Annotated in this window: 13 protein-coding genes; 10 read left to right on the forward strand and 3 right to left on the reverse strand. The window is 72.9% G+C overall.

Annotated features, from left to right (window positions below; translation table 11 throughout):
• The first annotated feature begins 216 nt into the window (after positions 1 to 216).
• The 9 genes from IEZ07_RS05810 (at position 217) to IEZ07_RS05845 (ending at position 6,461) form a co-directional block, all read left to right on the forward strand.
• Entirely contained in the window at positions 217 to 897 is a 681-nt protein-coding gene (locus IEZ07_RS05810) for an LmeA family phospholipid-binding protein (RefSeq protein ID WP_191893842.1), read from the forward strand.
• Positions 898 to 1,124: 227 nt separating this feature from the next.
• Complete coding sequence (locus IEZ07_RS05815; RefSeq protein WP_068896393.1) at positions 1,125 to 1,637, forward strand: sigma-70 family RNA polymerase sigma factor; 513 nt, start codon at positions 1,125 to 1,127, stop codon at positions 1,635 to 1,637.
• Positions 1,634 to 2,530 (forward strand): zf-HC2 domain-containing protein, encoded by an 897-nt coding sequence (locus IEZ07_RS35470; protein WP_239319621.1) that lies wholly within the window; start codon positions 1,634 to 1,636, stop codon positions 2,528 to 2,530. Before IEZ07_RS05815 ends, IEZ07_RS35470 begins: the two co-directional genes overlap by 4 nt.
• A 133-nt stretch (positions 2,531 to 2,663) precedes the next feature.
• Positions 2,664 to 3,080, forward strand: a complete 417-nt coding sequence (locus tag IEZ07_RS05825; protein WP_191893843.1) for a TlpA family protein disulfide reductase — start codon at positions 2,664 to 2,666, stop codon at positions 3,078 to 3,080.
• A 100-nt stretch (positions 3,081 to 3,180) separates the two neighbouring features.
• Positions 3,181 to 3,255, forward strand: coding sequence for an Ms5788A family Cys-rich leader peptide (locus IEZ07_RS36255; RefSeq protein WP_369690507.1), 75 nt, complete (start codon positions 3,181 to 3,183; stop codon positions 3,253 to 3,255).
• A 61-nt stretch (positions 3,256 to 3,316) separates the two neighbouring features.
• On the forward strand, positions 3,317 to 3,715 hold the full coding sequence (locus IEZ07_RS05830; RefSeq protein ID WP_191893844.1) for a DUF4395 domain-containing protein: 399 nt from the start codon (positions 3,317 to 3,319) through the stop codon (positions 3,713 to 3,715).
• A gap of 16 nt (positions 3,716 to 3,731) precedes the next feature.
• Positions 3,732 to 4,571, forward strand: coding sequence for a sulfurtransferase (locus IEZ07_RS05835; RefSeq protein WP_068896402.1), 840 nt, complete (start codon positions 3,732 to 3,734; stop codon positions 4,569 to 4,571).
• Positions 4,568 to 4,867 carry a DUF1416 domain-containing protein gene (locus IEZ07_RS05840; RefSeq protein ID WP_068896404.1) on the forward strand — a complete coding sequence of 100 codons (300 nt, stop codon included), beginning with the start codon at positions 4,568 to 4,570 and terminating at the stop codon, positions 4,865 to 4,867. Before IEZ07_RS05835 ends, IEZ07_RS05840 begins: the two co-directional genes overlap by 4 nt.
• 268 nt (positions 4,868 to 5,135) lie before the next feature.
• Entirely contained in the window at positions 5,136 to 6,461 is a 1,326-nt protein-coding gene (locus IEZ07_RS05845; protein WP_191893845.1) for a hypothetical protein, read from the forward strand.
• On the opposite strand, the gene IEZ07_RS05850 is transcribed toward IEZ07_RS05845, so the two are convergent.
• From IEZ07_RS05850 to IEZ07_RS05860, 3 genes are read right to left on the reverse strand one after another with little or no spacing between them, the layout of a single operon-like run.
• Complete coding sequence (locus tag IEZ07_RS05850) at positions 6,451 to 7,749, reverse strand: hypothetical protein (RefSeq protein WP_191893846.1); 1,299 nt, start codon at positions 7,747 to 7,749, stop codon at positions 6,451 to 6,453. The two genes, IEZ07_RS05845 and IEZ07_RS05850, sit on opposite strands and share 11 nt — an antisense overlap.
• Entirely contained in the window at positions 7,746 to 8,456 is a 711-nt protein-coding gene (locus IEZ07_RS05855) for a hypothetical protein (RefSeq protein ID WP_191893847.1), read from the reverse strand. The genes IEZ07_RS05850 and IEZ07_RS05855 overlap by 4 nt, the downstream gene beginning before the upstream one ends.
• Positions 8,456 to 9,097: a hypothetical protein gene (locus IEZ07_RS05860; protein WP_191893848.1), complete on the reverse strand. Its 642-nt coding sequence runs from the start codon at positions 9,095 to 9,097 to the stop codon at positions 8,456 to 8,458. The genes IEZ07_RS05855 and IEZ07_RS05860 overlap by 1 nt, the downstream gene beginning before the upstream one ends.
• A 175-nt stretch (positions 9,098 to 9,272) precedes the next feature.
• On the opposite strand from IEZ07_RS05860, the gene IEZ07_RS05865 reads away from it, so the two are divergent.
• Positions 9,273 to 11,225 (forward strand): hypothetical protein, encoded by a 1,953-nt coding sequence (locus IEZ07_RS05865; protein ID WP_239319619.1) that lies wholly within the window; start codon positions 9,273 to 9,275, stop codon positions 11,223 to 11,225.
• Positions 11,226 to 11,359: the final 134 nt, after the last annotated feature.

An 11,359-nucleotide genomic window follows, 5' to 3' on the forward strand; every position in this document is an offset into this window, starting at 1 on the left:
TGCGTTCCGGGCGTACGGCCGGCGCGGTCCCGGGGTGCGGCCCGGCGGGTTCCGGGCGCACGGCCGGCATGGTCCCGGGGTGCCGGGGACACGGCCCTGCCGCGGAAACGTGACAGAGCCGGGCTCACGTTTCGGGTGAGATTGCCGGGGAACGCGCCGCGGTGGCAATCTGGCCGGATCCGGGAACGGACACGGAAACGAACGACGGGAAGTCGGATGCGCAAGCTGCTCGCTTTTCTGATCCTGCTGCTCGTTCTCCTCGCGATCCTGGACAGGGTCGCGGTCGCCGGGGTGGAGAAGGAGATCGCCACGCGGGCCACCGCGCGCTACGACCTGGCGGCCCCGCCGGAGGTGACCGTCCACGGCGTGCCGTTCCTGACCCAGGCCGTGGCCGGACGCTACGACGAGGTCGAGGTGAAGGTCGGCGCGCTGAACGCCGCGGGCGTCCGGCTGTCCGGCGTGGACGCCGTCCTGTACGGCGTGACCGCCCCCCTGTCCGACCTGGTGCTCCGCGCGGACCAGGTGGAGGTGCGCGCCGAGCGCGTGGTGGGCACCGTGGTGGTCCCGGAGGCGACGCTGAACCAGCGGGCGCCCAAGGGGATGCAGGTCGACGTCTCCCCCTCCGGCCTCGACGTCGGCGGAGAGATCACCTTCCTCGGGCGGAAGGTGCCCGCGAAGGCCAGGATGAAGATCGAGCTGACCGAGAAGGGCCTGCGGCTCATCCCGGAGAAGGTCACCCTGGGCGGCGGCATCACGGTGCCCGACCCCGAGCGGTTCCTCCGCTACGAGGTCCCGATCGGCAACCTGCCCTTCGGCCTGAAGTTCACCGAGGTGACGCCCGTGGCCGGAGGGCTGCGGATCACGGCGGAGGCGTCGGACGTCCCGCTGCAAGACTGAGCGGCCCGTGCCGGGCCGCGGCCCCCGTCCCCGCCCGTGGCGGCACCGCCGTCGCGGTGGCCGTGGCCGTCGCGGGTGTCCGGTGACGGCCGGGCCGCCGCCGACCCGGTCGGACGGCTGGGCCGGGCTGTCGCCGGTGACCGGGGCGGATGATTGTGCCGGGCCGCCGCCGACCGGGGCGGGTGACCGTGGCTGAACCGATCCGGCCCGCCGTACGTCGTGAGGGTGTGAGCCACGCCGGAACCGCCGACGAGCAGCTCGTCAGAGCGCTCTTCGACGAGCACGGCGGGCCGCTGTACGGCTACGTGCTGAGACTGACGGGCGACCCGGGGAGAGCGGAGGACGTCGTGCAGGAGACCCTGCTGCGGGCCTGGCGCCATCCCGACGCGCTCGGCGGGCGCTCGATCCGCGCGTGGCTGTTCACGGTGGCCCGCAACCTCGTCTTCGACCAGCACCGGGCGCGCCGGGCCCGCCCGCCGGAGACGGGCGACGAGGCGCTGGCCGTGGTGCCCGCCGAGGACGAGCTGGAGCGGGCCGTGGAGTCCTGGGCGGTCGCCGAGGCGCTGGCCGCGCTCCGGCCCGAGCACCGCGAGGTGCTCACCGAGGTCTACTACCAGGGGAAGTCGGTCAAGGAGGCGGCCGAGGCGCTCGGCATCCCCGCCGGGACGGTGAAGTCGCGCACGTACTACGCGCTGCGCGCGCTCAAGCTGGCGCTGGAGGAGCGGGGGCTCGCGCCATGACGATGAACTGTGACGAGGTGCGGATGTCCCTCGGGGTGTACGCCCTGGGCGCGCTGGACCCCGAGGAGCACGCCGCCGTGGAGGCGCATCTCGCCGGGTGCGGGGAGTGCCGGGCGGAGGCGGAGGAGCTGGCCGGGGTCGCCGGGTTCCTCGGCAGGGTCTCCCAGGAGGACGTGGTCCAGGTCGCCAGCCCGCCGCGTGCGGTGCTCGACCGGCTGCTCGACGCCCGGACCAGGCGGCGCCGCCGGACGGCCCGGACGCTGCTCGCGGTGGCGGCCTCGGTCGTGCTGGCCGGCGTCGGGGGGACCGTCTGGATGGCGGCGGAGCGGTCCGCGCCGGAGATGTCGGCTGCCTCGGCCCCCGACTCCGGGGCCTCCGCTCCGTCGGCCGCTCCCGGCGCTTCGCAGTACGGAGCCTTCGGGGAGGACGCATCCGAGGACGCGGCGAGTGCCCCGCGCGACGGCGACGTCTCCCGCAAGGAGCGCGAACCCTCCCCGGACGCGGCCGTCCAGGCCGCGCCCAGTGAGTCGGCCGCGCAGGCCGCGCCCAGCGAGTCGGCCGGCCCGCAGATCATGCTGGACGCTCCGCAGGAGCCGCTGGTCAGGGAGGAGAAGAAGGGAGCCGTCCGGGCCCGGGTGACCGCCGTGCCCGGGGCGGGGGCGACCGCCGTCGAGGTGGTGGTCTCCGGGGTCGCCGAGGGCACCCGGTTCCGGCTGGACGCGGTCGACGCCGCCGGGAACCGCGAGACGGCCGGGAGCTGGACCGTCGACCAGGCCGCCTACGAGGAGTCGGGCCCCTTCCGCGGCTCGGTCACCATCCCGCCGGGCGGCGTCGACAGGTTCGAGCTGGCCACCGTCGGCGGCAGGGTGCTGCTCGTCGTCCCGGCCCGCTGACCCGCGCTCCCGCGCCCCGGACCGGCTCCCGCGCCCCGGACCGGAGGCTGGCCCGGTCCGGAATCGGACCCGACCCGGTCCGGGCCGGACCGGACCGGGAATGGCCCGCGGCGGGCGGGCGTTGTCGTGCCCGATGACCGGTCTGACGGTGCTGCTGGTGACGCTCGCCGCGGCCGCGCTCGCGGGCGTGGCGCTGCGGCGGCGCGGCGGCGTGCCGCGCGAGGTGAGGGGCGACGTGCAGCGGATGACTCCGGACGACCTCGGTGCGGAGCTGGGTGAGCGGGCCACGCTGGTGCAGTTCTCCAGCGCCTTCTGCCAGCCGTGCCGGGCCACCCGCCGGATCCTCGCCGAGGTGGCGGAGATGGTGCCCGGTACGGCGCACGTGGAGATCGACGCCGAGTCCCGGCTGGAGCTGGTCCGCTCCCTGGACATCCTGCGCACCCCCACCGTGCTTATCCTCGACCGGTCGGGGTATGTGGTGAAGCGTGCCTCGGGCCAGCCACGGAAGGCCGACGTCATCGGGGCGCTGGGCCTCGCCATCGGTGAGTGAGCGGGGCACCTTATCGCCTTCCGGATCACCCTGTCTCAGAAACTGGACAGGGATGTGACAGATAGCGGGACGCCGGGGTAATGTCATCGCCATGCACCCCATGACAGAGCTGCTGACGAAGCGGCGCGCGGTCGACTTCTGCCGCGTCGCCACCGCGCTCTGTCGCGTTTCCTGAGGGCGATCCCAAGCGGCCCCGGCCGCACCCGATCTGCACGACCCTTCAGGAGCATCGCACGATGCAGGCTGATCCCAGAGCCCTTCGCTTCGCCGCGACCGCAACCGCCGTCGTCCTCGCGCTCGTCCTCGTCACGGACAGCGTGTGGCTGCTGGCGGCCCAGACCGCGGTGTTCGCGCTGGGCGCCGTCGGCGCCTCGCCGTACGGGATGGTTTTCAAGGGGATTGTGAAGAGCCCTCCCAGGGACCTGGAGGACGCCCGGCCGCCGCGCTTCGCGCAGCGGGTCGGACTCGCCTTCGCCCTGGCGGCCCTGGTCGGACACGCAACGCAGATCGCGCCACTGGCCCTCGGCGCCACCGCCGCGGCCCTGTTCGCCGCCTTTCTCAACGCCGCATTCGGCTTCTGCCTCGGCTGCGAGACGTATTTGATCATCCGCCGCCTACTGCCCGCCGCAAGATAATCCCGGAGGAATCCCAATGAGCCGTTCCGCCGCCCTGGTGGACGCCGACTGGGTCGAGGCCAACCTCGACACCCCTGGTGTCGTTCTCGTCGAGGTCGACGAGGACACCAGCGCCTACGACAAGGGCCACATCCGTGGCGCCGTGAAGATCGACTGGAGGGACGACCTCCAGGACCCGGTCCGCCGCGACTTCGTGGACCGCGAGGGCTTCGAGGCGCTGCTGTCGGCCCGCGGCATCGCCAACGACGACACCGTGGTGCTCTACGGCGGCAACAACAACTGGTTCGCCGCCTACGCCTACTGGTACTTCAAGCTCTACGGCCACGAGAACGTCAAGCTCCTCGACGGCGGCCGCAAGAAGTGGGAGCTCGACTCCCGCGAGCTGGTCACCGAGGTGCCGCAGCGCGCGGCCACCCAGTACAAGGCCAAGGAGCAGGACAAGAACCTGCGCGCCTTCCGCGACGACGTGCTCGCCGCGATCGGCAAGCTCAACCTGGTCGACGTGCGCTCGCCCGACGAGTTCACCGGCAAGCTGCTCGCCCCGGCCCACCTCCCGCAGGAGCAGGCGCAGCGCGCCGGCCACGTGCCGACCGCCCGCAGCATCCCGTGGTCCAAGGCCGCGAACGACGACGGCACCTTCAAGTCCGACGAGGAGCTCAAGGCCCTCTACGAGGGCGCCGGCGTCGACTTCAGCAAGGACACCATCGCCTACTGCCGCATCGGCGAGCGCTCGGCGCACACCTGGTTCGTGCTGCACGAGCTGCTCGAGCAGGCCAACGTCAAGAACTACGACGGATCGTGGACCGAGTACGGCTCGCTTGTGGGCGTGCCGGTCGAGTTGGGAGAGGCCCGATGAGCACCCAGGGTTGCGCAGCACCGGAGCAGACCGCCGCTCTTCCCGCCGGGATCGACCTGTCGACCCAGGCCGTCATCCAGGGCGTCGTGACGGGTGCGGGCACCGCCTACGCCCGCCTGCTGGACCACTCCGGCGAGTTCACCGGCGAGGTCGTCGTCTCGGAGGAGGGCGTCTTCCGCTTCTTCGCCGCTCCCGGTGACTGGACCGTCCGCATCATCGCGGGCGGCGGCGTCACCAAGGACGTCCCCGCCCAGGCCCGTCTGGGCGAGGTCACCCAGCTGGCCGTGGCCGTCTGAGCCGCACAGCGATCCGGCCGCGCAGATCTGCACGGTCAGACCTGTGCGGCCGGACCTGGCCGCACAGATCTGGCCGCACAGTGAGCTGAGCCGCGCGGCCGTCCAGGCCGCTCCGCGTGAGAAGGATCGGCGTCCCTCCTCGGTCAGGGACGCCGGTCCTTCGCCTTTCCGGCGGTCGCCTGCCCCGCCGCCCCGCCTCCTCGAGCGGGGCCGGGTGGGAACGGTGTTCGGCTGTGACGTGGGGCGGTGGATCGCTACGATTCGTCGGGTGCCCGGAACGTCTGCTGCGTCCTCATCGTCCCCGTCCGCCCCGCCGGCCTCACCGCCGCAGGCCGCTAGACGGGCGCCCGCCCGGCTCACGGCGTACTCGCTGCCCCTGCACACCTTCAGGGTCTTCGGCGCCTGCGCGCTCTCGCTGGTGCTCTGGTTCTCCGCCGGGCGGGCGGTCCGCGCGGCGCTGATGTGGGCGGGCACCGAGCTGGCGCACGGCGACTACCGGCAGGTGCGGCTCGTCGTCACGACGCTGATCTTCACGTTGATCGTACTGAACGAGCTCGTCGTCATGGTCGGCATGCTGCACTCGGTACGCGGCGCGCTCCGCGAGATCCGGGTGCGCAGGGCGGAGGACGAGGGCGCGGACGAGAGCCTGTTCGGCGCGCTCAACCGGACCACGCTGCTCTTCGCCACGATCTACCTGGCGTGGAGCTTCCACCGGGAGGACGCCCAGGAGTTCATCTCCCTGGACAGCATGAAGCAGATCAGCGAAGATTTCGGGCGGGTGGCCGCCGGAGGCGAGGGCGAGGCGGGCACCATCCTCCTCGGGCTGGACCTGCGGATCTCCGTCGGGATCGCGGTGGCGGCCTACATCCTCAAGACGCTGTTCGCCTGGCTGCACATGAACGGCAGGGTGCGGGGCGGCGGCATGCTCACGGCCTTCTTCGAGCTGGGCCTCGCCTTCTACGGCCTCAACGCGCTGTTCGCCCTCGCCGCGTCACGGGCGGACTGGTTGGACGAGCGGGCCGCCGTGGCCGCGGTAAAGGGCTGGTTCGAGGACCTGGAGAAGACCCTGCCATGGTGGAAGGGGTTCTGGGAGGGCGCCGGCGATCTCTGGCCGCTCCTCGTGGACGCGCTGATCGAGCCGCTCGCCTGGCTGGCCGTGGCGGCGCTCGTCTACGGCGCCTTCGCCGAGGACACGCGCGCGGTCGTCCGGGGGACCCGGCTGGAGACGGTCGCCGACCGGGTGGAGCGGACGCACGCCCTGACCCGCACGACCATGAGCGGTGCGACGACCGGGTTCCGTGACCGCTGGGTCCCGCCGGTCAACGCCTTCAGGCTCGCCGCCCGCGGGGGCGCTCCGCTGTTCGGCGTGTTCTGCCTGTGCTACGTCGCCCTCCAGGTGGGCGCCGACTACGCGGGCCGCGGCGTGCGGGCGTTGATCGGCAATGACTTCCCCTTCTTCTGGCTGCTGTTCAGCAGCCCGGTAGAGTTCGTCGTGGATCTGATCGCCGGTGTGCTGACGGTCTGCCTGCTGGCGGCCGCGTTCGACGTCGCGGCCACCCGCAGCAGAGAGGCCGGGCAGGCGCTCACCGCCTGAACACCAGGACCTGGTCCTGGGGTTCGGTCTCCGTCTCGTCGGGTTTGAAGAGATCCTCCACGGGCTGCTCCTCCAGTGGGAGGCGCGCGGGGTGGGGAAGGACGTGGAGCTCGACCTCGTCGGCGACCTCCTGCGGCACCACGCTGACCGCGTTGTAGCGGTAGGCGGTGCCGATCTTGTGCTCCTTGACCTCCAGCGGGAGGTCTTTGTCGGAGACCAGGACCTGCCAGCTGCGGCCGTCGGGATGCACGGCCTTGATCGTGGGATCACCGCGCCGGATCACCCCCTCGGTGTCCAGGGAGGTCCTGAACACCGTGATCTTGAGCCATTTCCGGCCGGGCTTGGCCTTCCCCCCTCCCGGCAGGCTGTCCGCCGACTCGACCTGGGCCCGCCAGGCCACGTGCATGAGCGTCTTGCTGCCGCCCGGTTCCACGCTGTGGAAGTGCAGGGCCGGATAAAGCCTGGTCCGGTAGTAGTGGTAGCCGTCCCAGGTGGGGATCCCGACGGCCAGGGCGACCGCGACGAGCAGCCCGCCGATCCGCGGCGCCGTACGGCGCCGCGGTGCGGGGGCGGCGGCCCCGGCCGTCGGGGGGGTTTCCCCGGACGTTCTCGAGGCGTCCGGCGGGGAGGCGGGCGGAGGGACCGCGGGGGCCGGGTTGGGGGCCGCCACCGGGGACGCGGCGGTCACGGGAGCGGGGACACCCCGCGCGGGAGCGGAGGCGGGCCGCGGGAGCGGTGGCGTCGGGACCGCGGGGAAGGGCTGGGTCGACGACCCCGGTGACTCGCGCACGGGCCGGGGCACGGGCGGCCAGACCTGCTCGTCGGGGAAGACCTGCCGGGGGGCGGCCATCCAGGGCAGACCCGCGGGCGGCGGTTCCGAGGCGGCCGACTGCAGTGCCGGGCCGACGGGCGCCGCCGGGGTCACGGGCGGGGCTTGGACGGCCGGATGTCCGAAGGCGGGATCCGGGTGCCCGGGATGGGTCTCCGGCGGGGCCGAGCGTCCGAAGGCGGGATCCGGGGCGGTCGGGTGCCCGGGGTGGGTCTCCGGCGGGGCCGGATGTCCGAAGGCGGGATCCGGGTGCCCGGGGTGGGTCTCCGGCGGGGCCGGCCAGGCGCCGGAGGCGGGCCAGGGGGCGCCGCGGTAGGGCTCGCCCTCGTAGGGCGCACCGTGGGACCCGCCGTAGGGGCGGCCGTGAGACCGCCGGGGGGCCTCGGCGGGCGGTTCCTCCCGCCCGGGAGCGGACCAGTCCGGGAGGCCCGCGTTCTCCGGGGCCGGGGTGCCGGTCACTGCTTACTCGTCAAGGGGTAGACGTCCTTCGCATCGGCGATCAGGCGTTGCGTGCCCGCCTCGTCCAGGCCCAGGTCGACCTCCACCTCCGGCTGGTAGGTCTCCCCGATGAACCCGTTCTTCAGCGGGAGCACGAACCGGGCGCCGGTCAGCGCGTTCACCGGGACCTCGAAGACCGCCACGCCCTCCGTCCACCAGCCCGGCTGGATGTAGGGGTTGACGATGGTCAGCGAGGAGTCGACCTTGTCGGTGGCCTGGTAGCGCTTGTCGTCGTCGGTCAGCAGCACCGGGGCCGCGAACTGCTGCGGCTCCCGGTGGGCGGTCGCCTCCAGCGTTACGACGACGAAGATCCCCGAGGTGGTGGCCTTCTCCACCTTCTCGGCGGCGTCCGTGGTCTGCACCGAGCGCGCGCCGTACACCCCCTTCACCCGGGCGGAGAAGCGCGAGGCGACGACCTCCTCGCCGAGGCCGCCGGTCCAGGTCAGCGCGGCACTGCTCTCCTCGCGGCCCAGGGCGGTGGACTGCAGGGCCACCGCGGCGGCTGCCAGGGCCAGACCGGCGAGCAGGGCGCCCGCGCGGCGCATCCGGCCCGGCCGCCGGGGCCGGCGGCGACGGCCGTCGGCCGGGCCGGGCGCGTCGGCCGGACCCACCGGGTTCGGGCCCACCGGGTTAGGGCCCGTCTGGCTCGTGGGAGGCGCGGAGCTCATCAGCCCTCCTCCCCGCGCTCGACGGGCAGGGTGACCTGTGCCACGACCTTCGGCGGGGAGTCGTCCGCCGCCCCGTCCTGTTCCAGGATCCAGCTGCCCGTGACGATCGTGAACTGCTCCAGGAACTCGAACGTCCCCACGTCGAAGCGCACCTTCTCCGGAGGCTCCTGCCCCTCGGGCAGCTCGTAGCGGAGCACGACGGTGGAGGCCACGCCAGGGTGCAGCTGCCGGCTCGGCACCCCCTCGTCGGCGATGTTCACGATGGGGCCGCCCTCGGGCGTGATCGCCGGGCTCATCGCGAGCAGGCCCTTGGCGAAGAAATAGCCGTCCTTGCCCGGCGCCCCCGTGCCGGTGGTCTCGTCGCCCTTGTTCGTGACCTCGAGTTCGACCTCCAGGAACCGCCTGCCGCCGGGGCCGTACTCGTCCGGCTGGTAAACGGTCCGCGACGTCACGAACTTGGTGAGAAACTGTTTCTGATCCACGACGGCGCCGGGGCCGAGCTGCTTGGGAGGTTCTTTGGGAGCGTCGGCGAAGCCGCCGAGGGCGGCGGTGACCCCCAGGCCGGCGGAGAGGACCAGGGCGGTGACGGGCACTGCGATGGGGCGTCGCCGTCGGGTACCGCCGCCGGGGGGAGACGTCATGACAATGGATGGTAATCGCTGATCTCAGTACCGTCCGACTCATTCATCCCACATGTCACGATGAACGAGCGGAAAATACAGCGGATTGACCTGAACGCCGCCCCTGCGGCGGGTCCAGCTCATACGCTGTCACGGAGGCGGACGAGAGCCCGACGGCGGAGGTTCCGTGGCGGACGTGCATCCTGAGCATGCGCAGCTCCAGGCGGACCGGATCTACCTGGGCTGGCAGTACGCCCTGCTCCACCCGGACCCCGGTCCGGCCCCCAGGCGCCCGTCCCCCGCCGAGGATCCCGCCTTCGAGATCGACCCCGAATGGATGCGCCGCGAGCGGCTCAACGAGGACCTGCTCAACCGGCCGGTGAAGATCGTCCGTGGGTTCATGGTCGCGCTCGGCCTCCTCGTCGTCGCCATCTCCGCCACCGGGCTGCTGGACTGGTCGTTCGCCGCGGTCGGGCTGGCGGCCTCCCTGGGCGTCGCCGGGTTCTGCACCTACGCGGTCTACCAGGGCGACCGGGCGGTCCGCTACCGGATCGAGGAGCGCAGGACCGCCGTGGACCGGCGGCGGCAGGAGCGCGACCGGGAGCTCTACCTCGCCCAGGAGGAGCACGCCGCCCGCTACCGCGAGTGGGCGGAGAAGAAGGAGCGCTACGACCGCCAGCTCACCTGGTACGCGGTGACCGTCCCCGACGAGATCGACCGCATCGACGTGGCCGGCGGCACGCTGCCCGGCTGGTCGGCGCTGATCACCCTGCTCGGCGCGACCCGCCTCTACAGCGGCGGCCACCTGACCGTGCTCGACCTGTCCGAGGGCGCGATCGCCAAGGACCTGATCGAGCTGGCCCGCCGGGGCGGCGACGACCCGCTGGTCTGGGTGCTCCCGGTGGACCTGCCCCGGCTGGACCTGGGGGCGACGCTCGCGCCCGAGGCCTTCGCCGACGTCCTCGCCCACGTGGTGAGCGTCAGCGAGGAGCACCGCACCACCCGGGACCTGTCCTTCGACAACGCGATCCTGGAGCGGGTCCTGGAGGTCCTCGGCGCCAAGGCCACGATCAACCAGGTGACCGCCGCGCTCCGGGCGCTGGCCCAGGTTGGCGACCCCCGCGAGGACCTGCGCCTGGGCCTGATCACCGCCACCCAGCTGGAGCGGATCGGCACGCTGTTCGGCCGCGGGGTCAGCGACCGGGTGGTGATCGAGCGGGCCTGGGCGCTGGAGTCGCAGCTGCGCAAGCTGGAGACGCTCGGCTCGGAGGCCGTACGGCTCCCGCCCGCGCGTCTGCGGGTGGTCTCCATGGACCGGCAGGCCGGGGTGTTCGGCAACCGGGTCCTCGGCACCTACGTGGCCACCGCGCTCACCCACATCCTGCGCCAGTCGCCCGGATCGGAGCGGCCCTGGTACCACACGATCATCGTCGCGGGGGCGGACAAGCTCCGCGGCGACGTGCTCGACCGGCTGATGGACGCCTGCGAGACCTCCAGGACGGGGCTGGTGCTGACCTACCGGTCGCTGACGCCGACCGTGCGGGAGCGGCTGGGCCGGGGGCACGCGGCCGTGGCGTTCATGCGGCTGGGCAACGCCGAGGACGCCCGGGTGGCCAGCGAGCACGTCGGCACCGAGCACCGGCTGGAGCTCGCCCAGCTCACCGAGACCATCAGCGCCGCGGGCGCGGGGCTCGACGGCGGCTACACCTCCACGGTCGGCCAGACCGACGAGGAGGAGGACGCGCACGCCGCCGGCCACGCGGACCTGAAGGAGGACATCACCGAGTCCACCGAGTGGGGGCGGCGGGCGACCAAGGCGCTGGGCGACACCGAGCGGGTGCTGCACCGCTCCCGGGAGTTCCTCGTCGAGCCCCACCAGCTCCAGCAGCTCCCCACCACGTCAGTGATCGTCACCGACGCCACCGCGCAGGGCCGCCGGGTACGGCTGGCCGACGCCAACCCCGCGATCCTCACCTTCCCCAAGACGACGCTGGGGGAGTTCGAGGAGATCCGGGAGAGGCTGCTGGAGCCCTTCGCGGCGCGGGACGACCGGCCGCGCGAGCCGGACCGCGAGCCGAACCCCTTCGAGGACGCCCCGCCCAACCTCGGCCCGCCGCCGCCCCGCCTCGACTGGCGCCGGCGGCAGTGAAACGCGCGGGCGCGTCAACGAAGGGTGCGGACAGGGTAATGGAGTGGTCAATGCCGGGGTGCCGGTCAGAGTGAGGTTCGACCGTAGTGCTGTCGCGAGGCCTCGCCCAGCACGGCGGAGCGATCGGTGAAGCG

Origin of the sequence: Planomonospora parontospora (genome assembly GCA_014647935.1) — a bacterium.
In the GTDB taxonomy this organism is placed as follows: domain Bacteria; phylum Actinomycetota; class Actinomycetes; order Streptosporangiales; family Streptosporangiaceae; genus Planomonospora; species Planomonospora parontospora.

What these genes read in the sequence shown, in the direction of transcription:
- IEZ07_RS05810 (WP_191893842.1), top strand. Translation starts at nt 217, where the DNA reads ATGCGCAAGCTGCTCGCTTTTCTGATCCTGCTGCTCGTTCTCCTCGCG.
- IEZ07_RS35470 (WP_239319621.1), top strand. Translation starts at nt 1,634, where the DNA reads ATGACGATGAACTGTGACGAGGTGCGGATGTCCCTCGGGGTGTACGCC.
- IEZ07_RS05825 (WP_191893843.1), top strand. Translation starts at nt 2,664, where the DNA reads ATGACCGGTCTGACGGTGCTGCTGGTGACGCTCGCCGCGGCCGCGCTC.
- IEZ07_RS05830 (WP_191893844.1), top strand. Translation starts at nt 3,317, where the DNA reads ATGCAGGCTGATCCCAGAGCCCTTCGCTTCGCCGCGACCGCAACCGCC.
- IEZ07_RS05835 (WP_068896402.1), top strand. Translation starts at nt 3,732, where the DNA reads ATGAGCCGTTCCGCCGCCCTGGTGGACGCCGACTGGGTCGAGGCCAAC.
- IEZ07_RS05840 (WP_068896404.1), top strand. Translation starts at nt 4,568, where the DNA reads ATGAGCACCCAGGGTTGCGCAGCACCGGAGCAGACCGCCGCTCTTCCC.
- IEZ07_RS05855 (WP_191893847.1), bottom strand. Translation starts at nt 8,456, where the DNA reads ATGAGCTCCGCGCCTCCCACGAGCCAGACGGGCCCTAACCCGGTGGGC.
- IEZ07_RS05860 (WP_191893848.1), bottom strand. Translation starts at nt 9,097, where the DNA reads ATGACGTCTCCCCCCGGCGGCGGTACCCGACGGCGACGCCCCATCGCA.